Annotated in this window: 20 protein-coding genes; 9 read left to right on the forward strand and 11 right to left on the reverse strand. The window is 49.3% G+C overall.

Going from position 1 to position 23855, the window contains the following annotated elements:
• Positions 1 to 125 precede the first annotated feature (125 nt).
• The 5 genes from ACZ42L_RS08795 to ACZ42L_RS08815 all read left to right on the forward strand — a co-directional run bounded on the left by ACZ42L_RS08795 (position 126) and on the right by ACZ42L_RS08815 (position 6534).
• Positions 126 to 1277, forward strand: coding sequence for an N-acetyltransferase (locus ACZ42L_RS08795; RefSeq protein ID WP_464715863.1), 1152 nt, complete (start codon positions 126 to 128; stop codon positions 1275 to 1277).
• Between the two features lie 34 nt (positions 1278 to 1311).
• Positions 1312 to 2463, forward strand: coding sequence for an N-acetyltransferase (locus tag ACZ42L_RS08800; protein ID WP_464715864.1), 1152 nt, complete (start codon positions 1312 to 1314; stop codon positions 2461 to 2463).
• Between the two features lie 13 nt (positions 2464 to 2476).
• Positions 2477 to 4438 (forward strand): DNA topoisomerase IV subunit B, encoded by a 1962-nt coding sequence (locus tag ACZ42L_RS08805; protein WP_464715865.1) that lies wholly within the window; start codon positions 2477 to 2479, stop codon positions 4436 to 4438.
• Positions 4439 to 4522: 84 nt separating this feature from the next.
• Positions 4523 to 4882 (forward strand): four helix bundle protein, encoded by a 360-nt coding sequence (locus ACZ42L_RS08810; protein ID WP_464702466.1) that lies wholly within the window; start codon positions 4523 to 4525, stop codon positions 4880 to 4882.
• 20 nt (positions 4883 to 4902) lie between these two features.
• Positions 4903 to 6534 carry a S41 family peptidase gene (locus ACZ42L_RS08815; protein ID WP_464715866.1) on the forward strand — a complete coding sequence of 544 codons (1632 nt, stop codon included), beginning with the start codon at positions 4903 to 4905 and terminating at the stop codon, positions 6532 to 6534.
• A 4-nt stretch (positions 6535 to 6538) separates the two neighbouring features.
• Here the strand turns inward: ACZ42L_RS08815 and ACZ42L_RS08820 are convergent, their stop codons facing one another.
• The gene (locus ACZ42L_RS08820; protein WP_464715867.1) at positions 6539 to 7063 is read right to left on the reverse strand and encodes a GNAT family N-acetyltransferase; all 525 of its coding nucleotides are present in this window, start codon (positions 7061 to 7063) and stop codon (positions 6539 to 6541) included.
• Between the two features lie 81 nt (positions 7064 to 7144).
• On the opposite strand from ACZ42L_RS08820, the gene ACZ42L_RS08825 reads away from it, so the two are divergent.
• Genes ACZ42L_RS08825 through ACZ42L_RS08835 form a run of 3 tightly spaced genes read left to right on the forward strand, consistent with a single transcriptional unit; the run spans position 7145 to position 9693 of the window.
• Positions 7145 to 8350, forward strand: a complete 1206-nt coding sequence (locus ACZ42L_RS08825; RefSeq protein ID WP_464715868.1) for a class I SAM-dependent methyltransferase — start codon at positions 7145 to 7147, stop codon at positions 8348 to 8350.
• A gap of 25 nt (positions 8351 to 8375) precedes the next feature.
• A complete protein-coding gene (locus ACZ42L_RS08830; RefSeq protein WP_464715869.1) occupies positions 8376 to 9242 on the forward strand; it encodes an endonuclease/exonuclease/phosphatase family protein in 867 nt (288 codons plus the stop codon).
• 1 nt (position 9243) lies between these two features.
• Positions 9244 to 9693 carry a GNAT family N-acetyltransferase gene (locus tag ACZ42L_RS08835; RefSeq protein WP_464698415.1) on the forward strand — a complete coding sequence of 150 codons (450 nt, stop codon included), beginning with the start codon at positions 9244 to 9246 and terminating at the stop codon, positions 9691 to 9693.
• A 186-nt stretch (positions 9694 to 9879) separates the two neighbouring features.
• Here ACZ42L_RS08835 and ACZ42L_RS08840 read toward each other — a convergent pair whose 3' ends face one another.
• Entirely contained in the window at positions 9880 to 10482 is a 603-nt protein-coding gene (locus ACZ42L_RS08840; RefSeq protein WP_464715870.1) for a ribonuclease HII, read from the reverse strand.
• A gap of 141 nt (positions 10483 to 10623) precedes the next feature.
• Between ACZ42L_RS08840 and ACZ42L_RS08845 the strand changes: the two genes are divergently transcribed.
• A complete protein-coding gene (locus ACZ42L_RS08845) occupies positions 10624 to 10887 on the forward strand; it encodes a hypothetical protein (RefSeq protein ID WP_464715871.1) in 264 nt (87 codons plus the stop codon).
• On the opposite strand, the gene ACZ42L_RS08850 is transcribed toward ACZ42L_RS08845, so the two are convergent.
• The 9 genes from ACZ42L_RS08850 to ACZ42L_RS08890 all read right to left on the reverse strand — a co-directional run bounded on the left by ACZ42L_RS08850 (position 10884) and on the right by ACZ42L_RS08890 (position 23844).
• The gene (locus tag ACZ42L_RS08850) at positions 10884 to 12083 is read right to left on the reverse strand and encodes a cysteine desulfurase (RefSeq protein WP_464715872.1); all 1200 of its coding nucleotides are present in this window, start codon (positions 12081 to 12083) and stop codon (positions 10884 to 10886) included. The two genes, ACZ42L_RS08845 and ACZ42L_RS08850, sit on opposite strands and share 4 nt — an antisense overlap.
• A gap of 4 nt (positions 12084 to 12087) precedes the next feature.
• Positions 12088 to 13428, reverse strand: a complete 1341-nt coding sequence (sufD, locus tag ACZ42L_RS08855) for a Fe-S cluster assembly protein SufD (RefSeq protein ID WP_464715873.1) — start codon at positions 13426 to 13428, stop codon at positions 12088 to 12090.
• Positions 13429 to 13446: 18 nt separating this feature from the next.
• The gene (gene sufC, locus ACZ42L_RS08860) at positions 13447 to 14196 is read right to left on the reverse strand and encodes a Fe-S cluster assembly ATPase SufC (RefSeq protein WP_464715874.1); all 750 of its coding nucleotides are present in this window, start codon (positions 14194 to 14196) and stop codon (positions 13447 to 13449) included.
• 117 nt (positions 14197 to 14313) lie between these two features.
• Positions 14314 to 15771 carry a Fe-S cluster assembly protein SufB gene (gene sufB, locus ACZ42L_RS08865; protein ID WP_464705863.1) on the reverse strand — a complete coding sequence of 486 codons (1458 nt, stop codon included), beginning with the start codon at positions 15769 to 15771 and terminating at the stop codon, positions 14314 to 14316.
• Between the two features lie 141 nt (positions 15772 to 15912).
• Positions 15913 to 18789 carry a translation initiation factor IF-2 gene (infB, locus tag ACZ42L_RS08870; RefSeq protein WP_464715875.1) on the reverse strand — a complete coding sequence of 959 codons (2877 nt, stop codon included), beginning with the start codon at positions 18787 to 18789 and terminating at the stop codon, positions 15913 to 15915.
• A 27-nt stretch (positions 18790 to 18816) separates the two neighbouring features.
• The gene (gene nusA / locus ACZ42L_RS08875) at positions 18817 to 20082 is read right to left on the reverse strand and encodes a transcription termination factor NusA (RefSeq protein ID WP_464698429.1); all 1266 of its coding nucleotides are present in this window, start codon (positions 20080 to 20082) and stop codon (positions 18817 to 18819) included.
• Positions 20083 to 20147: 65 nt separating this feature from the next.
• Positions 20148 to 20615, reverse strand: coding sequence for a ribosome assembly cofactor RimP (rimP, locus tag ACZ42L_RS08880; protein WP_464698430.1), 468 nt, complete (start codon positions 20613 to 20615; stop codon positions 20148 to 20150).
• Between the two features lie 229 nt (positions 20616 to 20844).
• Entirely contained in the window at positions 20845 to 21303 is a 459-nt protein-coding gene (locus tag ACZ42L_RS08885; protein WP_464698432.1) for a hypothetical protein, read from the reverse strand.
• A gap of 1332 nt (positions 21304 to 22635) precedes the next feature.
• Positions 22636 to 23844: an SGNH/GDSL hydrolase family protein gene (locus ACZ42L_RS08890; RefSeq protein WP_464716993.1), complete on the reverse strand. Its 1209-nt coding sequence runs from the start codon at positions 23842 to 23844 to the stop codon at positions 22636 to 22638.
• Between the last annotated feature and the right edge of the window lie 11 nt (positions 23845 to 23855).

Raw genomic sequence — 23855 nt, forward strand, 5'->3', positions numbered from 1 at the left:
CCTATATTGACGATTAAATCACTAGAAATCAACGTTTTCGAAGCATAGTGGGCAGGAGGCATCATTGTCGCATGTTCATCACATTGAGACAGTTATTTCGAAGTAAATAATAAAACAAAGAAATCATGCCATCTGTAGAAATCAAGAAGGTAGAATCAAAGAAAGACCTAAAAGATTTTATTGAATTCCACTATGACTTATACAAAGGGAATCCCTATGACGTCCCTAATCTGTTCAGCGATGAACTCAACACGCTAAGTCCGGAGAAGAATGCGGCCTTCGAATTCTGCGAAGCCGAATACTATCTGGCTTACAAGGATGGTAGGGTGGCCGGCAGGGTGGCCGCCATCATCAACCATAAGGCCAACGGCAAATGGGAACACAAGGACGTGCGGTTCGGCTGGCTGGACTTCGTAGACGACGAAGAGGTGTTGCGGTCGCTGCTCAAAGCCGTGGAAGACTACGGCCGGCGGAAAGGGATGCAGCAGGTGGTAGGGCCGTTGGGATTCACCGATATGGACCCCGAGGGCATGCTTGTCGAGGGATTCGACCAACTGGGTACGATGCCTACCATCTACAACTATCCCTACTATCAGCAGCACATAGAGGCCATAGAAGGCTTCGAGGTAGACAACCGATACGTGGAGTACAAGATAACCGTGCCGGAGACCATACCGGAAAAGTTTGCCAAGATTGCAGCGATGATAGAGAAAAGATACAATCTGCACGTGAAGAAAATCACCAGGAAAGATGTATTTGAGGGCGGCTATGGCAAGAAGATATTTGAGTTGATAAACGCCACTTACAAAGACTTGTACGGATACTCGGAACTCTCGGACAAGCAGATAGACCAGTATATCAACATGTATCTGAAGATGCTCGACCTGAGTCTTATCACGCTGGTGGAAGACTGGAATGCCGACAAGAAGCTGTGTGGCATCGGCATCACCATCCCCTCGCTGTCTGTAGCCTTGCAAAAGTGTCGCCGCGGTCGCCTGTGGCCACTGGGGTGGTGGCATCTGCTGCGTGCTATCAAATGGCATAAGACGGAGGGTGTAGACCTGTTGCTGATGGGTGTGCTGCCCGAATATCGCATGAAAGGAGCTAACGCACTGATGTTCTCCGATCTCATACCGCGCTGCCAGGCTTATGGGTTCAAGTGGGCAGAGACGCAGGTAGAGATTGAATCCAACGAGAATGTGCAAAGTCAGTGGGAACATCTGGAGACTACGTTGCACAAACGCCGTAACTGCTACAAGAAAGGTATCATACAGTAGCGTCGCCGACAAGTATTTTTATCCAGCCAGACCGATGAGCAATATAGAAATCAAACGAGTAAACGGCCGTAAGCAGCTGAAAGAGTTTGTGAGGTTCAGAAACGACTTATACCGTGACAGCGAGTATGCCGTGCCTTTCCTGTATAGCGACGAGCTGGCTACACTCGACGAGAAACGGAATGCTTCGTTCGAATGTTGCCAGGCCATCTACTACATGGCTTATCGCGACGGGAAACCGGTCGGACGTATTGCAGGCATCATCAATGAGCGCGCCAACGATACATGGAAGAGCAAGACCGTGCGGTTCGGCTGGTTCGACTTCGTAGACGACATTGAGGTGTCGCGCCGACTGCTGGATGCTGTAGAGACATGGGGACGCAGCAAGGGGATGGAGACGATGGCCGGACCACTGGGATTCACCGACATGGACCGCGAGGGAATGCTGATAGAAGGCTTCGACCGATTGGCAACCATGTACGTGAACTACAATTATCCCTACTATGCCGAGCACATGGAACAGCTCGGAGGATTCGAGAAAGACAATGACTATAAGGAGTATCTCATAAAAGTGCCTGAGCAAGTGCCTGAAAAATTCGGCAAGCTCAGCGCCATGATAGAGCAGAGATACAAGTTGCACGTACACAAACTTACACGCAGGGAGTTACAGAAAGAAGGATATGGACACAAGATATTCGACTTGCTGAACATCACCTACAAAGACCTTTACGGGTTCTCGCAACTGTCCGAACGGCAAATCAATCAGCTGGTAGACTCCTATATACGGTTGGCCGACCTGAACCTCATATCGGTGGTGGAAGACGAAAGCAATCCGGGCCAGCCCGTAGGATTCGGCGTTACGTTCCCATCTTTCTCCCAAGCGCTGCGCAAGTGCCAGGGCAAGCTATGGCCTACGGGCTGGTGGGAGATGCTGAAGGTGGCATTGTGGCATCGCACCGAAGTGGTCGACCTGCTGCTCATCGGGGTTCTTCCCAAGTACAGGAGCAAGGGAGTGAACGCCCTTATCTTCAATGATATCATACAACAATGCCAACGCTACGGATTCAAATATGCCGAGGCAATGGTACAGATGGAAACCAACGAGGCCGTACAGAGCCAGTGGCAATATCTGGAATCCATACAGCATAAGCGCCACAGATGCTATAAAAAACAACTGATACAAGAATAACAACGAATCATATATGAAAGAAGAGGACAACATACCACAGACTGAACAGGTAGTCTATAACGAAGATAACATCCGAACGCTGTCGGGTACGGAGCATATCCGTACCCGACCGGGCATGTATATCGGTCGGTTGGGCGACGGAACACTGCCCGAAGACGGTATCTACGTGTTGCTGAAAGAAGTCATCGACAACTCTATCGACGAGTTCAAGATGAATGCCGGCAAGCGCATAGAGATAGACATAGAGGACAATCTGCGCGTGACGGTGCGCGACTACGGCCGTGGCATTCCGCAGGGAAGTCTCATCTCGGCCGTATCAGAACTGAACACCAGTGGAAAATTCGATTCCAAGGCCTTCAAGAAGAGTATCGGATTGAACGGAGTAGGCGTGAAAGCAGTGAATGCACTCAGCTCTCATTTCACTGCATCGTCGTACAGAGACGGTAAAGTGAGGACAGCTGAGTTTGAATGTGGCAAACTCATTGAAGATACAACGGCAGATACTGAAGATGAGAACGGAACGTGTATCTACTTCGAACCCGACAAGACGCTGTTTAAGAACTACAGCTTCCACGATGACATCGTGGAAAACATGCTGCGCAACTATACCTACCTGAACATCGGACTGACCATTATGTTCAACGGCAGACGCATCCACAGCCGTAACGGATTGGAAGATTTGCTGAGCGACAACATGACCAATGACGGATTATACCCCATCATCCACATCGCGGGAGAAGACATTGAGATAGCCTTTACACATACCAATCAGTATGGAGAGGAATACCACTCGTTCGTCAACGGTCAGCATACCACACAGGGGGGAACCCACCAGACAGCATTCAAGGAACACATAGCGCGCACCATCAAGGAGTTCTTCAACAAGGGCTACGAATATACCGATATCAGAAACGGACTGGTGGCTGCCATCGCCATCAATGTAGAAGAGCCTCTTTTCGAAAGTCAGACGAAGATAAAGCTGGGTTCTCTCACCATGAGTCCACAGGAAGGCAGCGTGAGTGTAAACAAGTTTGTGGGCGATTTCCTTAAAACCGAGGTCGACAACTATCTGCATAAGAATCCGGCTGTGGCCGAGGTGATGCAAGCCAAGATACAATCGAGCGAGCACGAACGGAAAGCTATGGCAGGCGTAACCAAACTGGCACGCGAGCGAGCCAAGAAGGCCAACCTGCACAACCGTAAGCTACGCGACTGCCGAGTACACTTCTGCGACGCCAAGAATGAGCGTAAGGAGGAGAGCTGTATCTTTATTACTGAGGGCGATTCGGCCAGCGGAAGCATCACCAAGAGTCGCGATGTCACCACGCAGGCAGTATTCTCGCTACGTGGAAAACCCCTCAATTCGTTCGGACTGACCAAGAAAGTGGTCTACGAAAACGAAGAATTCAATCTCTTGCAGGCGGCCCTCGACATAGAAGACGGACTGGATATGCTGCGCTACAACAAGGTAATCGTGGCTACCGATGCCGATGTTGACGGCATGCATATCCGCTTACTCATCATTACCTTCTTCCTCCAGTTCTTCCCCGAACTCATCAAAAAGGGGCATGTCTACGTGTTGCAGACTCCGTTGTTCCGTGTCCGTAACCGAAGAACGAAGATAAAAGACAAGGAAGTCATAGCCGAAGCCGATGCCAAACTGCGCAAAGGCGAGCGTAAGAACGACTTTATCACACACTATTGCTATACCGAAGAGGAACGCAAGGAGTCTATCCGGCGGCTTGGACCTGACCCGGAAATCACCCGATTCAAGGGACTTGGCGAAATCAGTCCCGAAGAGTTTGCCCATTTCATCGGTCCGGATATGCGGCTGGAGCAAGTCACTCTCCACAAAAACGACCAGGTGCAGAAGCTCTTGGAATACTATATGGGCAAGAACACGATGGAGCGTCAGAACTTCATCATCGACAATCTGGTGGTGGAAGAAGATATTCCTGAAGGAGCAAACTTGTAAGTTTGCTCCTTCAGGAAGGTAAGAGGTATTAGGTAAAAGGTAATAAAGAGAGTATAGAAACCGTATTTCAATTTATAGACAACTATGAGTGAGAGCATTGTACGACAGAAGGCAGAGGATTTTTCGGTCAAAATTTACCGATTAAACCAAAGACTACGCCTAGCAAATGAATTTGTACTCGCTAACCAAATTCTTAAAAGTGGAACGAGTATTTGTGCCAACTTGTATGAAGCTAAATTCGCTCATAGCACTGCCGACTACATTTCTAAGCTGACTATATCACTCAAAGAAGCTTCTGAAACCTGTTTCTGGCTCAATCTACTCCATCGAATAGAGTTGATAGATGGTAGCTGTTATAAGGAGCTACATCAAGATACACACGAGATTATCAGTATATTAGTAGCTATCATCAAACGACTGAAGCAGATAGAATCAACCCAATAAAATATTAGAAAGGATTTTTCATGAATACATTAAGAAATATAAGGAAGTTTCAGGGCAAGGGCCTTCTGAGAAATAATTGCCATCCCCACTCTCTTACCTCTTACCTCTTACCTCTTACCTTATTGTTGTTTGTTTGTGCTGCACAAGCACAAACAAACAACAATATCCGCAAGTTGCAAATAGCAGAGATGGCTATCAGCAACCTATACGTGGACAGCGTGAACGAAGAAAAGCTGGTGGAAGACGCTATCAGGGGCATGCTGTCGAAACTGGATCCACACTCTGCCTACAGCACGGCTAAGGAAACCAAGAGCATGAATGAACCCCTCGAAGGCTCATTCGAGGGTATCGGGGTGCAGTTTAACATGGTTCAAGACACACTGCTCGTCATCCAGCCCGTCACAGGAGGTCCGTCCGAGCGTATGGGAATCCTGGCCGGCGACCGCATTGTCAGCGTTGACGGGGCAGCCATTGCCGGTGTCAATATGGCAAGAGAAGATATTATGAAGCGCTTGCGCGGTCCTAAGGGTACGAAAGTGAAACTCGGTGTCGTGCGCAGAGGTATTGCCGACCCGCTCACTTTCACCATTACGCGCGACAAGATACCCGTCAAGACCATTGATGCAACCTATATGATTCGTCCTCAGGTGGGCTATATCCGCATCGAAGGATTCGGGGCTACCACCTACACCGAGTTCATGGAGAGTGTCAATGCCCTGAAACAACAAGGTATGCGCGACCTTATCCTCGACCTTCAGGAGAATGGTGGAGGCTATCTGATGGCCGCAGTCCAGATAGCCAACGAGTTCCTTCACAAGAACGACCTGATAGTCTACACCCAAGGGCGCACCGTTCCGCGCCAGGAATACCGTGCTCAGGGCGACGGCAAACTGCTCGACGGTAAGGTCATCGTGCTTGTAAACGAATTCTCGGCATCGGCTGCCGAGATTGTCACCGGTGCTATCCAAGATCAGGACAGAGGTCAGGTTGTGGGCCGACGGAGCTTCGGCAAAGGCCTTGTACAGCGTCCCATTGAGTTTCCCGACGGTTCGATGATTCGCTTAACCATCGCCCACTACTACACACCTACGGGCCGCTGCATTCAGAAACCCTATACCAAAGGCGACAGCGAAGACTACGGCATGGACTTGGAGAAGCGTTTCAAGCATGGCGAACTCTACAGCGCCGACAGCATACACTTTGCCGATTCGCTGAAGTATCAGACCCTACGGCTCAAGCGAACCGTCTACGGTGGCGGTGGCATCATGCCCGACTTCTTCGTTCCGCTCGACACAACTCAATACACATCGCTGCACCGCCAGTTGGCTGCCAAGAGCATTATCATCAATACGAATCTCAAATATGTGGATAATAATCGCAAGCGTTTGCAGAAAGAATATCCCTCGTTTGCCGATTTCAATGCCCGCTATACAGTGCCGCAAAGCCTTATAGACCAAATAATGGAAGAAGCCAAAAAGCAGAAAATAAAGCCAGCCGACGACAAGGAGCTGCAACGCACACTCCCCACACTGCGCAATCAGCTGAAAGCACTCGTGGCCCGCGACCTGTGGGACATGAGTGAATACTTCCAGATTATGAACGAGCAGAACCACATAGTGCGCAAGGCCGTGGAGCTACTCTATAAGAAATAGGTTGTCAGAGCAGCATGCGCATGAGCAAATCGGTCTGCTCATCGCTGCCAAGCCGGAACACATGGCGACCGCAGAGTTCAAATCCGTGGCGCTCGTAGAATCGCTTGGCGCGCTCGTTATGCTCCCACACACCGAGCCATACATAGCGGAATCGCTCGTCACGGGCTGTGTCAAGAGCCAGCTGGAAGAGTCTGGCACCCACGCCACACCCCAACCAAGGCTTACGTACATAGATACGTTCCACCTCCAAGCCATCCGCTTCACGGTATTCGGTCTGTGCGTCGCCCGTGTTCAACTTCAGATATCCCACGCCCTCATCGCCCTCAAAGGCCATAAAGAAGCGAGACTCGGTGTTCTCTATCTCACTGCACAACACCTCTTCCGAGAGGTTTTCGGCCAGATAGCGGCTCATATCTTCGGGTGTATTCACATCGCCAAAGGTCTCGACAAACGTGTCGATGCTCACCTGACGCAACAGTGAGAGACTTTCAAGTCCGATAGGACGAATCGTTATTTCGTTTAATTCCATAGGCTATTACATAAAAAAGAGATACAGCAAAAGCTCTTCGACAGGGGCTAAGAGTCATACAAAGATAGCAAAAATAATTTTATGAATACGGCAACTTCCCAATTTATCCGCCTACATGCCACGGACGACGTGCGACAGCTGGCTCTTCAGGCAGCTCGCTATCCGGATGTAGACATGAGGTTGGCCCTCGACCAGATTGCAGGGCGGCAGGCTGCCCGCACGAAGTTGCCTACATGGGCTGCCACCGATGACTTACTCTATCCTCCACATATTTCTATGGAACAGTGCAGCTCGGAACAGACGGCACGCTACAAAGCGCGCCTGGCCGAACGGCTCTGCCCTCATCCCACCACATTGGTCGACCTGACGGGAGGTTTCGGGGTCGACTTTTCTTTCATGGCACGCCCCTTTGAGCGATGCACCTATGTGGAGCAACAACCTCATCTCTGCGAAATAGCCCGCCACAATTTTGCTCTTCTAGGACTGGCACAGGCACAGGTGGTCTGTGGCAACGGCGTGGATTACCTTACATCCATGCCTGCGGTCGACATCATCTTTATCGACCCTGCACGTCGCGACGCCCACGGAGCAAAGACGATAGCCATATCCGACTGCACACCTGACATACTGGAAATGGCTTCCCAACTCAAACCGAAATCCCTCTACACCATCATCAAGCTCTCTCCCATGCTCGACTGGCATCAAGCCGTAGCCGACATGGGCCGGCAAAGCATGCCCGTAAACGAAGTACACATCGTATCGGTCAAGAACGAATGCAAGGAACTGCTGCTCGTAACCGAGGGCGAAAAGACCACACACAGCCCTCTCCGCATCTACTGTGTAAACGACGACGAAGGTTTCTCGTACGACGATGAGGCCGTGGGAAATGCTCCACAGCGCCTTCTCCAAGGCGACATTGCGCCTGGAAACTACCTCTACGAACCACACGCGGCAGCCATGAAATGTGGCTGTTACGGCCTGCTGACCGCCCGATGGGATGTGGCTGCCATTGCACCCAACTCCCATCTGCTCGTCTCTGACCACTTGCAGACTGACTTTCCGGGACGCCGATTTCGCATCTCGGCCGTCACGTCGATGAACAAGAAGAGCCTGAAAACAGCCCTGACGGGCATCGACCAAGCCAATATTGCCACGCGCAACTTCCCCCTTTCAGCCCCCGAACTGCGCAAACGTCTGCGACTGAAGGATGGTGGCCACCACTATATCTTTGCCACGACCGACGCAACAGGCAATCATCTCATCCTCATCACAACCCCTTGCCCCTAAGCACACTACACAACCTATAAACAATATGAAACAGTTCAAGACTATCATCCTGCTATCCTTCCTGCTCCTGACCACCGCTCTACTGCCGTCAGAAGCACGCAAGGCACAGAAAACACACATCACCATCGCCTCGTTCAACCTGCGCATGGACACCAAAAACGACGGCATCAACCAATGGAGCAACCGCAAGGAACTGGTAAAAGGCCTGATACGCTTCCACGATTTCGACATCATGGGCACACAGGAAGGATTCAAGCACATGCTCGACGGCGTGGCCGAACTGTCTGAATATGCCTGGATAGGCGAAGGACGCGACGGCGGAACAGACGGCGAACACTCGGCCATATTCTACAAACGCGCCAAATACGAACTGCTGGAGCATGGCGACTTCTGGTATTCGGAGACGCCCGACCAAGTAGGGTTGGGATGGGATGCCAAGTGTTGCAACCGCATTTGCTCGTGGGGTAAATTCCGCGACAGACTCACCGGCAAGACATTCTTCGTATTCAACTCTCACTACGACCACGAAGGCGTGGTGGCACGGCGCGAATCTTCCAAACTCTTATTGAGGAAAATACGCGAGATAGCTGGGACAGACGTGCCTGTATTCGCCACCGGCGACTACAACGCAGTACCCACCGACGAGCCTATCCAGACCATCCTGGCCGATGGATTGCTGTCAGACAGCTACCGCACTACACTGCAAGCGCCCTACGGAACAACCTGTACCTACCACGGATATAAGATACCCAAACCCGGAAACGACTACCGTATAGACTATATTTTCGTCACCAAAGACATCCGCATACTGCAATATGGCACGCTCAACGAATTGCCTTACGGCCGTTTCCCGTCCGACCATTTCCCCATCATGGTAAAAGCAGAGATATAACATGAAATACCAAATAGAAACAGCCTGTCTGGAAGATACCGAGACCATCGTGCAATTCCAACTGGACATGGCACGCGAAAGCGAAGACAGCGAATTGGATTATACCACCGTGCGCGAGGGGGTGAAAGCCGCCATCGAAGACGATTCCAAAGCCACATACCTATTGGCCAAGGACGGACAGACAGGCGAAGTCCTGGGCAGTATGATGCTCACCACGGAATGGTCCGACTGGTGCAACGCGCCCTACTATTGGATTCAATCGGTATATGTGCGCCCTACAGCGCGTCAGAAGGGTGTATTCAAGGAATTGTTCGAATTTGCCAAAATCATCGCTCAGAGCGAAAATGCAGCAGCCCTACGCCTGTATGTCGACAAGAACAACACCATAGCGCAGCGTGTCTATCAATCGCTGGGCATGCACGACAGCCATTATCTGATGTACGAACTGTAGTGTTTGCACCCCTGTTCAACACAATCCCAACAACTCAAGAACTCATCAACTGAGAAACTCAAAAACTTATAAACTCAAAACTCAGCAACTTCAAAAAACTGCAAAGGCTCAGCAGCACTGCTGTTTGGCCTTGGCAGCAATACTGCAAAAGCCCGGCAACAATGCTGCCGAGCCTTTGCAGTAATCTCAGAATTCCAACCTGAGTTCTTCATTTCCTAATAAATTGTATGATTTGCGGTGATAAGGGCTGATACCGTATTGCTTGATAGCCTCGCGATGCTTGCGTGTAGGATAGCCCATGTTGTGCTGCCAGTCGTACATCGGATATTCCTTGGCTATGGATTCCATATAGTCGTCGCGGAAAGTCTTGGCCAATATGCTGGCCGCAGCGATGGCCTGAAACTTGCCGTCGCCCTTGACTATCGTCGTATAAGGCACATCGTGGTAGGGACGGAAGCGGTTGCCATCGACGATGATGGCTTCGGGTCGCACCTGCAACTGGTCGAGTGCGCGGTGCATGGCCAGGAAACTCGCATTGAGAATGTTAATCTGGTCTATCTCTTCGGGAGTGACAATGCCTACGGCCCACGCCTGCGCATCGCGTATAATCTGCTCGCGTAGCAGATTGCGCTTGGCATGCGAGAGTTGCTTACTGTCGTTGAGAGCCGGATTGTCGTAGTCGCGTGGCAAGATGACGGCAGCTGCATAGACACTTCCGGCCAGGCATCCGCGACCGGCTTCGTCGCATCCGGCTTCTATCAAATCTGTATAATAATGAGGAGAGAGCATGAGGAATTGAAAAGGTAAGAGGTAAAAATAAGAGGTAAGAACAACGGACTATTAACTTTATTAAACAATATTCGACAGGCAATGAAATAACACTTCCACCAACAACCCTAACTTTGCACCTACTAAAGAAAGGAACGAAAGATGGAAAAGAATATCACTCTGCCCGTACAGACAAACACATGGAAAGACTTAACCGACAGGCTGCTTATACCCATTGACTGGTTGCGTCGCTACTACGGCAACGTCATCGACAAGGAAATCACGATAAAACAGACGGCCTTGCTGCTTCATGTGCAAGCGGCTTTTGCCATGAGTGCACTGCCGGTAGATGGGCCGTTGCTCGTCAGACTGGTCTGCTGCGGATGGTTTGTCTACGCATTGAAGCGGTGCAAAAATGAACTTTAGAACATCTTTGCCACACGCTTGATGCCTTCGACAAGCACGTCTATCTCTTCTTTTGTATTGTAGAGGGCGAAACTTGCACGCACCGTGCCGAGGATTCCGAGACGGTTCATGAGCGGTTCTGCACAGTGATGGCCGGTGCGTACGGCTATGCCGAGACGATCGAGCAGCGTTCCCATGTCCATAGGATGGATGTCGCCGACCAGGAAACTGATGACAGCGTCCTTGTGGGCAGCCTGCCCAAAGATGCGCATGCCGTCGATTTCCTGCATGCGTTGGGTGGCATAGCGCGTAAGTTCCTGCTCGTACGCCTGAATACGGTCCATCCCTATCTCGGTCATGAAGTTGATGGCCGTGGCCAGACCGTGGGTCGCAACATAGTCGGGTGTGCCGGCTTCAAACTTCAATGGCGGTCGTTCGAAGGTGGTTTCCTCGAACGATACGCTGGCTATCATCTCGCCACCGCCCTGATAAGGGGGCATGCGTTCCAACCACTCTTCCTTGCCATAGAGTACGCCTATGCCCGTAGGACCGTACATCTTATGCCCACTGAAGGCAAAGAAATCACAATCCAACTGCTGCACGTCGACGGCGAAATGGGGCGCACTCTGCGCTCCGTCAATCATCACCGGCACATCGTGGGCGTGGGCAATGCGTATCATCTCTTCTACGGGATTCACCGTGCCGAGTACATTGCTCACATGGGCAACGCTGACGAGTCGGGTATGCTCATTGAAAAGCTCCTGATAGGCCTTCATATCCAGCTCGCCGGCATCGTTCATCGGAATGACGCGCAGCTTGATACCGTAGCGCCGAGCCTGCAACTGCCAGGGAACGATGTTGGAATGGTGCTCCATCGTCGAGATAATCACTTCGTCGCCAGCCTTCATAAACCCTTCGCAGAACGATGAAGCCACGAGATTCAGACTCTCCGTAGTGCCACGCGTAAAAACGATTTCTGCCACACTGCGGGCATTGATAAACCGACGCACGGTCTCGCGGGCAGCCTCATGGAGTTCTGTTGCCTGCTGTGACATCCAGTGAACACCGCGATGTACGTTGGCATTCACATTGAGATATTCCTCGCGCATGGCATCCAGCACACAGAGAGGTTTCTGCGTAGTGGCCGCATTATCAAGGTAAACGAGGGGTTTACCATAGACTTCGCGAGAGAGAATGGGAAATTGATTGCGATTCATAAACTTATCTGCAACTACAGCCCTCACATTTTTTCAGTTCGCCTCTAAAGCGCATTTCGACCAGATGATGAAGTCGGTCGCGAAGCGGTTCGAGCGATATTTGGTCGATAACCTGGCCGATGAAAGCTATCTGAAGCAACATCTTAGCCTCCTGGAGTCCGATGCCACGCTGACGCATATAGAAAAGTGCAGCGTCATTGAGCTGTCCGACGGTGCTGCCATGCGCACACTTCACGTCGTCGGCATAAATCTCCAGCATCGGCTGGGTGTACATGCGGGCCTCGCGGGTGGCACATAGATTCTGGTTGGTCATCTGAGATGAAGTCTTCTGTGCATCCTTGCGGACCAATACCAAGCCGGCAAACGCACCGACAGCATGGTCGTTGAGTACATACTTATACAGTTCGTTGCTCGTGCAATGAGGCACCTGATGGTCTATGACCGTATTGGTATCGACGCGCTGTTCCTTATCGGCTATCACGCAACCGTTGCATGAACACTCCGCTCCCTCGCCTTTGAAAGCGAGTTCGAGACGATTACGGGTATATCCGTTGTGCAATGTTATGACATCGTGGTTGACGCGACTGTTGGCCTGTTGCTCGATATATACATTGCTCACACGTGTATTTTTCAGATGAGTTTCTTCCAGGCAATACATCTCCAAGCTCGCATTCTCGCCCACATAAGCCTCTATCACCTGCGTGGCAAGGAAGTTACGGTCGTCGGCACTGTCGTCGCAGAAGAGCAACTTAGCCTCAGCCCCTTCTTCCAATATGACAAGTACGCGTCGATTGACCATCAGGTCGACATCCGAACGCAGGATATTGACCACCTGAATGGTGCGGTCTACCTTTACGTTTTTGGGAATATATACCACCAGGCCATCCTGTGCCAACATCGTATTGAGGGCCGTAATGGCGTCCTGATCTGTCTTGGCTTGCTTGGCATAGTACTTACGTATCAATTCGGGATATTGCGTGGCAACGGCTTTCAAAGAGTCTATCATTACGCCGTCGGGCAACTGCCTGGGGGGTAATGACTTGGTATAAAAACTATCGTTGACCACAAAATAGAGTTGGGTACTTAAATTAGGTACACCGCATTTGAATACCTGATAGGGATTTACGGGGATATCCAGTCGGTTCAAATTGAGTCCGTAATCCGGCTCAAACAACTTACTGATATCCGTATATTTGTATTTTTCGACCTTCGTAGACGGGAATCCCTGACGCTTAAAGTCTTCGAAAGCCTCATCACGGACGGCATTCAGCACGTCGGCGGAATGGTCGAAGATGGTCTGGCGCTCCTGTGTATAAAGGTCTATATATTGCTTTTCTGCCTGCATAATATGTCTCCTTTGCGTTTATTCCACCTCGGCCTTAATCCAATCGTAGCCCTTAGCCTCGATTTCCTTAGCCAGTTCAGGACCGGCAGTCTTTACGATACGGCCGTTCCAAAGCACATGGATGACGTCGGGACGGATGATGTCGAGCAGTCGGTCATAGTGAGTAATGACAATGGTGCTGGTATTGGGTGTCTTCAACTTGTTCACACCCTCGGCCACAATACGCAAGGCATCGACGTCGAGACCGGAATCTGTCTCGTCGAGAATAGAAAGTTTAGGCTCCAGCATGGCCATCTGGAATATCTCGTTGCGCTTTTTCTCACCGCCTGAAAAGCCTTCGTTCACACTTCGATGAGACAGTTTGGAATCCAGTTCCACAATAGCACGCTTCTCACGCATGAGCTTCATGAATTCCGAAACATTCATCGGTTCGAGTCCTTGGTATTCACGCTTGGCATTGATGGCTGCACGCATGAAGTTGGTCATCGACACACCAGGAATCTCAACGGGATATTGGAACGACAAGAACAGGCCTTCGCGAGCACGGTCTTCGGGTGACATAGCCAATAAATCCTTATCATTGAAAAGCGCCACACCATCGGTAACCTCGTACAAAGGGTTACCTGTGAGTACCGCACTCAGCGTTGATTTACCCGAACCATTAGGGCCCATAATGGCATGAACTTCACCGTCATTCACCGTTAAGTTGATGCCTTTCAATATTTCTTTGCCAGCAATCGTGGCATGCAAGTTCTTTACTTCTAGCATAGATATTTCCCCCAACCCCTTGCAAGAAGGGGAGTGCCCGGCAATTTCAGAGGGAAAACCAGGCTTTCAATCAATTCATATATGGTTTTATATAATTCTCTTAGCGTCTTATCTTTATTACCCTACTGTTCCTTCCAACGACACCGAAAGCAACTTCTGAGCCTCTACAGCAAACTCCATAGGTAGTTTGTTGAGTACTTCCTTGGCATATCCATTCACGATAAGACCTACAGCCTGTTCGGTGGGAATACCGCGCTGGTTGCAATAGAACAACTGGTCTTCGCTGATTTTCGACGTCGTAGCCTCGTGTTCCACGATAGCTGAGTCGTTGTGAATATCCATGTAGGGGAACGTATGAGCTCCACACTCACTGCCCAAGAGCAGACTGTCGCACGAACTATAATTACGGGCGTTGTCGGCATTAGGCGTGGCGCGTACCAGGCCACGATAGGAATTCTGACTATGTCCGGCAGAAATGCCTTTCGATATGATGGTACTCTTAGTATTCTTTCCCATGTGTATCATCTTGGTTCCGGTATCAGCTTCCTGATAATTGTTGGTTACGGCTACACTGTAGAATTCTGCCACGGAGTTGTCTCCACGCAAAATGCAAGATGGGTATTTCCATGTGATAGCACTACCTGTCTCAACCTGAGTCCACGAAAGCTTCGAGTTGACACCGCGAAGGTCGCCGCGCTTGGTCACCAGATTGAGCACACCGCCTTTTCCATTCTCATCGCCGGGATACCAGTTCTGTACCGTCGAATATTTCACCTCGGCATTGTCCAGCACGATAATCTCTACAATGGCAGCATGCAACTGGTTCTCATCGCGCATAGGGGCGGTACATCCTTCGAGATAACTCACATAGGAATTGTCTTCGGCAATAATCAGTGTACGTTCAAACTGACCGGTATTGCGTGCATTGATGCGGAAATAACTGCTCAACTCCATCGGACAGCGCACACCTTTCGGGATGAATACGAACGAACCATCGCTGAAAACAGCACTGTTCAAGGCTGCAAAAAAGTTATCACGATAGGGAACTACACTGCCCAAATACTGTTTCACGAGATCGGGATGGGTCTTCACCGCATCTCCGATGGAGCAGAAGATGATACCTTTTTCAGCGAGCTTCTCCTTAAACGTAGTCTTCACCGACACGGAATCCATGATGGCATCCACGGCCGTACCACTCAATGCCAACCGCTCTTCAAGTGGAATACCCAGTTTATCGAATGTCTTCTCCAACTCCGGATCAATCTCCTTGTTCACCGGTTTCTTTGCCAATGGGTCGGCATAGTAGGATATAGCCTGATAATCTATCGGCGGAATATGAACATGAGCCCACGAAGGCTGCTTCATCGTCTCCCAATGTCGGAACGCTTTCAAGCGAAAGTCGAGCAGCCATTCAGGCTCTCCCTTCTTCTGGGAAATCAGTCTCACGACATCTTCGTTGAGACCTATGTCTATAATATCGGTATGAACGTCTGTCGTGAAGCCGAACTCATATTTCTGTTCAGCTACTTTCTTGACGTAGGCGTTCTTTTCCTGTTCGTTTGTTTGATTCTCCATACTTCATAAATATATAAAAGGGCGTATCTCCTGTGCACGTCCTTCCCCTATAGTGTGAGGGACATACACGGGGAATACGCCCCTTTGTTATATGCGGCAAAAGTGATGCCACACTTGGTGGCTGTCACATTTGTTACTATACTAAAGTTTCTGTTCTACTTCAATCTGGGTGAAGGTCTCAATGACATCACCCTCCTGAATATCGTTGAAGTTCACCAGAGAGATACCACACTCCATGCCCATAGGCACTTCTTTCACATCGTCTTTGTAGCGTTTCAGCGCATTGATATCGGCTGTACGAATCACAATACCGTCGCGAACCAGTCGTGCTTTATCCTTGGCATGTACCTTGCCCTCAGTAACAAGACCACCGGCAATCGTTCCAACCTTCGAAATCTTGAATACCTGGCGTACTTCCACCTGGCCGGTAAGCACTTCCTTGACAACCTTGTCGAGCATGCCGACCATCGCGTCGCGCACGTCGTCGATAGCATCGTAGATGACAGAGTAGGTATTGATTTCCACTCCTTCGTTGTCAGCCTGTCGGCGTGCAGCAGCAGAAGGACGAACCTGGAAACCTACGATGATAGCATCACTGGCATCAGCCAACGTTACATCGTTCTCCGAAATCTGTCCCACGGCCTTGTGAATCACGTTCACCTTCACCTTTTCAGTACTCAACTTCAAGAACGAATCGCTCAATGCCTCGATAGAACCATCAGTATCACCCTTCACAATGATGTTAAGCTCGTGGAATTCGCCACGTGCAATACGGTGAGAGATATCGCCCAAGGTGAGACGTTTCTGTGTTCTCAAGCCTTGTTCACGCTGTAGTTGTTCGCGCTTGGTAGCAATGTCGCGCACTTCCTGCTCTGTTTCCAGTACGTGGAAAGCGTCACCGGCCGTAGGCGCACCATTCAATCCCAGGATGATAGCAGGTTCTGCCGGGCGTGCCTCTTCAATGCGTTGGTTACGCTCATTGAACATAGCCTTGATACGTCCCCAGCTTGTTCCGGCCAAGATATTGTCGCCAACACGCAACGTACCGTTGCTCACAAGCACCGTAGAGACATAACCACGACCCTTATCAAGTGAAGACTCGATGATAGAACCTGTTGCACGACGATGCGGATTAGCCTTCAAATCGAGCATATCTGCTTCCAGAAGCACCTTCTCCAACAGTTCGTCGACACCGACTCCCTTCTTGGCACTGATTTCCTGGCACTGATACTTACCGCCCCATTCTTCTACGAGCAAGTTCATATTGGCCAAGTCTTCACGTATCTTATCGGGATTTGCCCCTGGCTTGTCTATCTTATTGATAGCAAATACCATCGGCACTCCGGCAGCCTGTGCATGTGCAATGGCCTCCTTGGTAGTAGGCATCACAGAGTCGTCGGCTGCAATGATGATAATAGCGATATCCGTCACCTGAGCACCACGGGCACGCATGGCCGTGAAGGCTTCGTGTCCCGGAGTATCGAGGAATGTTACCTTGCGACCGCTCTCAAGCTGTACACCGTATGCTCCGATGTGCTGTGTAATACCCCCGGCCTCACCTGCAATCACATTGGTGTTACGGATGTGGTCGAGCAGCGACGTCTTACCGTGGTCTACGTGACCCATCACAGTAACAATCGGGGCACGTGGCTCCAAGTCGTTCTCGTCATCCACCTCTTCGCTTACGGCTTCTTGCACCTCAGCACTCACATATTCGGTCTTATAGCCAAACTCTTCTGCTACCATGTTGATGGTTTCTGCATCGAGTCGCTGATTGATAGAAACCATGATACCTACCCCCATCAGCGTGCCGATGATTTGGTTCACACTGAGATCCATCATCGTAGCCAATTCGCTGACGGTCACAAACTCCGTGAGTTTCAGTATCTTGCTTTCTCTCCGTTCCGCATTAGCCTCTCTTGCCATCTTCTCCTGAACAGCGTCGCGCTTCTCCTTACGGTACTTAGCACCCTTCTTGTTCTGATTCTGCTTGTTGGTCAGTCGAGCCAATGTCTCCTTTACCTGGCGTGCAACATCCTCCTCGTTCACTTCCAGCGGTTTCTGATTGCGCTTGTTGTTACGATTCTTCTTGTTGCCGTTGTTGCCGGCATTGTTATTGTTGTTATTGCGGTTATTGTTGTTTCCGCCACGGTTTCCACCCTGCTGATTCACAGCCGCATTGATGTCTACACGCTCCTTGTTGATGCGCACACGCTTCTTGCGCTCGCCGTTAGCGGCATGCCCATTCTTCTCCTCACGCTCCTTGCGCTTCTCGTCTTTCGTCTTCTTCTTCGGACGAGTGCTCTGGTTGATGGTCGAGAGGTCTATCTTGCCCAGCACATTCACCTTCGGAGTGTTGAGCATGTTGTTCTCACTCTTCGTCGTGAAGATGCCGTTCTCGTCGATACGCCCACCTTGTGTCTTGACAGATTCAGGCTTTTCGCCCTGTGCCGGAGCTGCTGTTTCCACAACATCTTCTTTCTTTGATTCGGCCACAACGGCAGCTTCCACCTTCTTTTCAGTAGGTTTCTCTACTTTCTCTTCCTTTACAGCCGGTTTCACTTCTTCTTTCGCCGGTTCTGGCTTCGGAACCTCAACAGGCTTCTCCGGTGTCGGGCTGACGGCAGCAGCTTTCACCTCAGATGTCTTTTCCACTTCAGGAGCAACAGACTCTTTCACTACAGGTTTCTTCTTGCCAATGCTATCAAGGTCTATCTTGCCTACCTGCTTAAACTGTTGCTGGCGGCCAGTCGACTCCAATAAGCTCTCGGCACGATGGTCCTGCACTTCAGGGCGCTTCTTGGCCTTTGGTTTCTTTTGTAAGAGTTTCTCTGCCTGATTGCGCACTTCCGCATCTTGCTTGAAGCCTTCTACGAGCGCTTGATACTGCTCGTCGGTAAGCTTGAAACTAGGTTCGGGTTTCACTTCTCCCAGGTCGGTTCTCTTTTCCAGGAATTCAACTGCCGTTTGAAGTCCTATGTTTAATTCGCGTAACGCTTTATTTAATCTGATACTCATTCTGTGTCTTTTAATCTTTTTATCTGTTTAGCTTTCGAATTCAGCACGCAGTATTCTCAACACGTTCTCCACGGTCTCTTCTTCGAGGTCGGCTTTTTCTACCAACATTTCGCGAGGTGCATTCAGCACTGCCTTGGCTGTATCCAGACCAATACTCTTAATAGCATCAATAACCCACTGATCTATTTCGTCAGAGAATTCATCCAAGTAGATATCTTCGTCGGCTTCACCCTCAGGTACTTCGCGGAATACGTCGATAGTGAACTCTGTCAGCATAGATGCCAACTTGATATTCAAACCGCTACGGCCGATAGCCAGGCTCACTTCTTCCGGTTGCAGATAAACTTCAGCCTTATGCTCCTCCTCGTTGATGTTGATACTGCTTACCTTAGCAGGACTCAACGCACGCTGAATAAAGAGCTTGATGTTGGATGTGTAGTTGATTACGTCGATATTTTCGTTGCACAACTCACGTACGATACCATGTACACGGCTACCTCTTACACCCACACAAGCACCTACAGGGTCGATGCGGTCGTCATAGCTTTCCACGGCTACCTTCGCACGCTCACCCGGCATGCGGGCTATCTTGCGGATAGAGATGAGACCTTCTGCTATTTCAGGCACCTCAGCCTCCAGTAACCGCTCCAGGAACATCGGACTTGTACGCGAAAGAATAATCTTCGGATTGTTATTCTCATTGTCCACACGGGCTATGACGGCCCTTACGGTCTCGCCCTTGCGATATACGTCAGAGGGTATCTGCTCGCCCTTCGGCAATATCAATTCGTTGTTCTCGTCGTCTACAATGAGCACTTCGCGCTTCCAAACCTGATATACCTCGCCAGAGATTATCTGCCCCACGCGGTCCTTATATTTATTATAGAGAGAGTCGTGTTCCAGCTCCAGAATCTTCGAAGCCAGTGTCTGCCGCAAGTTCAGGATAGCACGGCGACCAAACTTAGCAAAGTTCACACGCTCCGACACGTCCTCACCCACCTCGTAGTCGGGCTCTATCTTGACGGCATCCTTGAGTGCTATCTGCTTGTTTTCATCCTCCACCTCGCCATCTGCCACAACCACGCGGTTACGGTAAATCTCGAAGTCGCCCTTGTCAGGGTTTACGATAACGTCGAAGTTCTCGTCGCTACCGAAGATTTTAGCCAGAACGTTGCGGAAGCTTTCTTCCAGTACGCTCACCAGTGTCGTCCGATCAATATTCTTCGTGTCTTTAAACTCACGGAAGGTATCAATCATACTCACCTGCTCTTCTTCATTTTTTCTTGCTGCCATAGCTCATCTGTCGTTTGAAGAGCCGCTTGTCCGAGACTTGACCATAAGCCTATCTCGCCTGCGGCTTATTTGAAACTTATTAAGTATTTAGTATATTTCACTTGATTCATTTGGTAAGTATGGTCCACCTCTTGCAGCTGCGGACGTTTCTTACCTTCCACCTTCACCTTTTCCTCAACGGTTACGGTGAAGTCGTTGCCCTCAACACTCTTCAGTACGCCCTTCACCTTGCGGCCGTCAGCATCCAGCACTTCCACTTCCTTACCGATGAAGTTGATATATTGCTGAGGCACTTTGAAAGGCTGGCCCAGCCCGGCCGAGCCCACTTCCAGTTCATAATCCTGCTCATCACGGCTGAGTCTGTCTTCTATATACTTACTCAGCTCCACGCAATCTTCTATCCACACACCGTCGGCATGGTCTATCTCCACTACGATTCTGTCGCCCTGACTGATTTCTATGTCTACAAGGAAATATTCCTTGCCCACCAGCCATTCATCTACCAATGTTTTTACGACGTTTTTGTCTATCATACACTATGTTATGTGATTATAACAAAAATGAGGAACTCGCGTGGAGCTCCTCATTCCTCTGAACGTGTGCAAAGATACAACATTTTTTCGCAGATTCCAAATTTTCCGTCGCCTTTCTTTGATTTGAGTTAGTTTGTGAGTTGATCCAATTTCAATGACGGGATGAAATATGCTTCTATTTGAATATTCAGCTTTTTCGTTTTACCCCTTGATTCACCAGGCAGGGATATTATAAAGTAGGCTTGTAGTCTATCTGATACTTGCTCTTTCCAGACATATCCCATGTAGCAGAAAATGTATCATATAACCTATATTTGCAAATTTCACCCCAAGTATATTTTCGAGCGACACTTAATTTGATGATAAAAAAATATGACTTATCATCCTCGTTAAATAGAGCCCTTTTAGTCGAAAGAGCTGTTGAGTCTGGAAATACAATACCGTCGCGAATATCCAATTTCCCAGCACCCTTTATCAGAGTAAATTCCACTTTACCCGGCATGCTCTCCATAAAACATAACACACTGTCGATACTGTTGTATTGACTTCCAGCTATCAGGATTGTATCTCTTGTGCAGTTCCTAACAGTAACTGTATACTCCCTATCCACCATTGGCAGACAAGACCAAAAGAATATAAGAAATAGAAAAGTGAAAGAAATCACTATTTTTAAAAATCTTTTTTCCATCTTTGTATTAATCTAAAATAAAACTCTATGGTACGGCATACATCAATATACGCAAGAAATCAAACAAACTAATATTTTTTGCAGGATAATCATAGATAAGTCCTAACCATTTTTCTCCAAAATATCCCTTTCTGGAGAATAAAAATCTAAAGGGACAATCACTTTCGGTAAGCTATCTGCCATGCAACTGCCTATAAACAGATAGAAACTTGTTTCGCTTTCATTATGTATCGTTATAGTGTGAAACCTGTCCTCACCAAAGATACAAGAAGAGAATACAAAAATAAACAGTAAATATATATATCGTACGTGCATAAAATACTTTTTTACCAGAAGATAGTCTTATTGTATTTATATGAAACAGTAGTCTGTGCTTATCCGACAAACTCGAAGCACAAAACAACGGAAAAGAATAGGGCATGTTTCATAGGCTACTGTTTTATGAAGTTCTAATATGTCATCATACGGATGGTGTTTCTAACCTAAAAACCTGTTATATCATGATACGATGCGAATATAGGAAAAATATTGATATGTTCCAAATGTTTATGAGTTTTTAAGTTTGTGAGTTTGTGAGTTTATGAGTTTGTAAGTTTGTAAGTTTGTAAGTTTGTGAGTTTAGGAAATTCTCAATCATCAATTCTCAATTACCAATTTCCAATTATCAACTCTCAATTATCAATTTGCCCCTACAATCCTATATATTTAAGCATGCAGTGTATGATTGTAGGGACGCGGCATGCCGCGTCCGCAAGGGATAGCTCCTACGGTTTTTATATCGGGCTTGCGGTTATGGTTGTTTCCTGTATGTAGAGACGGTGTGTACACCGTCTCTTATGTTGTTTTGTAAGTAATCCATTACTGACGATGGAGACGGAGTACACTCCGTCTCCATCGTCAGCCTATATTTATTGCACCATGCAATTCTCCCTATAGCCCTTGTTTGCGGACGCAGACAAAGAAGTGGGGGAGATATGCAGAGTAATTGGGCGAATGCAATTCGCCCCTACATGCAGGGATGAAACTTACCCTCGGACGCGGCATGCCGCGTCCCTACAATCTTCTCAATTCCTACCTAGTCAATCATCAGCTCTTAATCATCAATTTGTCTCTACAACTCATCAACTCACAAACTCACAAACTCATCAACTCAAAAACTAATAAACTCACACTCAAAATACTGCAAGGGCGCGGCAGCATCGCTGCAAAGCCCGAACAGCAATGCTGCAAAGGCTTGGCAGTAGCGCAAAATAGGCTATATTGCAAACCATTGATAATCAAATAGATACACAATGGAGGATGAACACTCTGAAAAGCAATGCAAACGGCAGGCTAAAAACCGAACTCAGCCATGCGCTCGGCAGCATAATGCCCCATGCGCCGATAGCCTTCGGCATTGGGATGCAGCCAATCTTCCTGGCATTCGGGAATGAGTGCCTTCGGCTCATTCGGGTCGCTCATCAGTTTGTCGAAGTCTATCACGCCATCAAAATCTTTGGTGGTGCGAATCCATTCGTTCACGGTTTCGCGCGCAGCCTCATGGAACGGCGTGTAATAAGAATGGTTCTTAAAGGGCGTAATGGTCGCACCGAAGACTTTCAAGCCTCGTGCATGCGCCTCTTTTGCAAACCGGACATAGGCCTCTATCATCTGTGCAGCCACCTGTTCGCTGTTGCCCCGACTGTGCCCTATGTCATTAGTACCCTCGAAGATGATAACGGCTTTGAGGCCACGCTGCCCCAATATGTCGCGACCAAAGCGCTTGACGGCTGGGTCGCCAAGCCCGTAGCCCAGTATTTCGTTGCCTCCGATGCCCAGATTGAGTACGCCCAAGCGACCTCCCAGGCGCTCGCTCATGATGTCGGGCCAACGATTCTGGTGGTTCGTGGTGCTCCCTCGACCATCCGTGATGCTGTTGCCCAGAATGGCAATACTGCCATTCTCCACTCCGTACACATCGATGGCGTCGATGGTGTACCAATAGTCGGCCTTGGCAGCATGGGCAAACTTGGTGCGCGGTACGGACACACCGTAGAGCAGATACGACGTGGTGCGCGAACCGGGATGCCACGTAATATCTTTCGCAGCGTTGCCGTAGTTGATGGTAATGGCCAGCCGCTGCAAGGGTTTCAGATGGAACTGCAAGGCATCAGACATGACCGACTGGCCCGCAGGGATAACGACTGCACGCTTCTTGGCAAACTCAAGATAGCGGGCAGAATGCACATCAATGGCCGAAGAGTCGAGTGAATTGGCTATATAGACCGACTTGATGTAGAGCGGACTCTTGCTATAGGCATTGGACAGTTGCAAGCGTAACGTGTTACCACCAAGCGACACATGCACTATCTGACGAACGGCCTTGCCGGTAAGTTCGGTTCGGGCCGACATGTTGTTCCTCGTAATGAACTGGGGGGCTGTAGCCCACGTGCCGGTCCATCGGAATGTCTTGGCCATTTTCAGCTGCTGTGCAGCCACCTGGGCATGGACAGACGGCAGCAATGCCATGCTCAGCAAGAAAACTATGTATAGACGTTTCATCATCAAAGGCA

The sequence above is a fragment of the Prevotella mikamonis genome, from assembly GCF_055381405.1.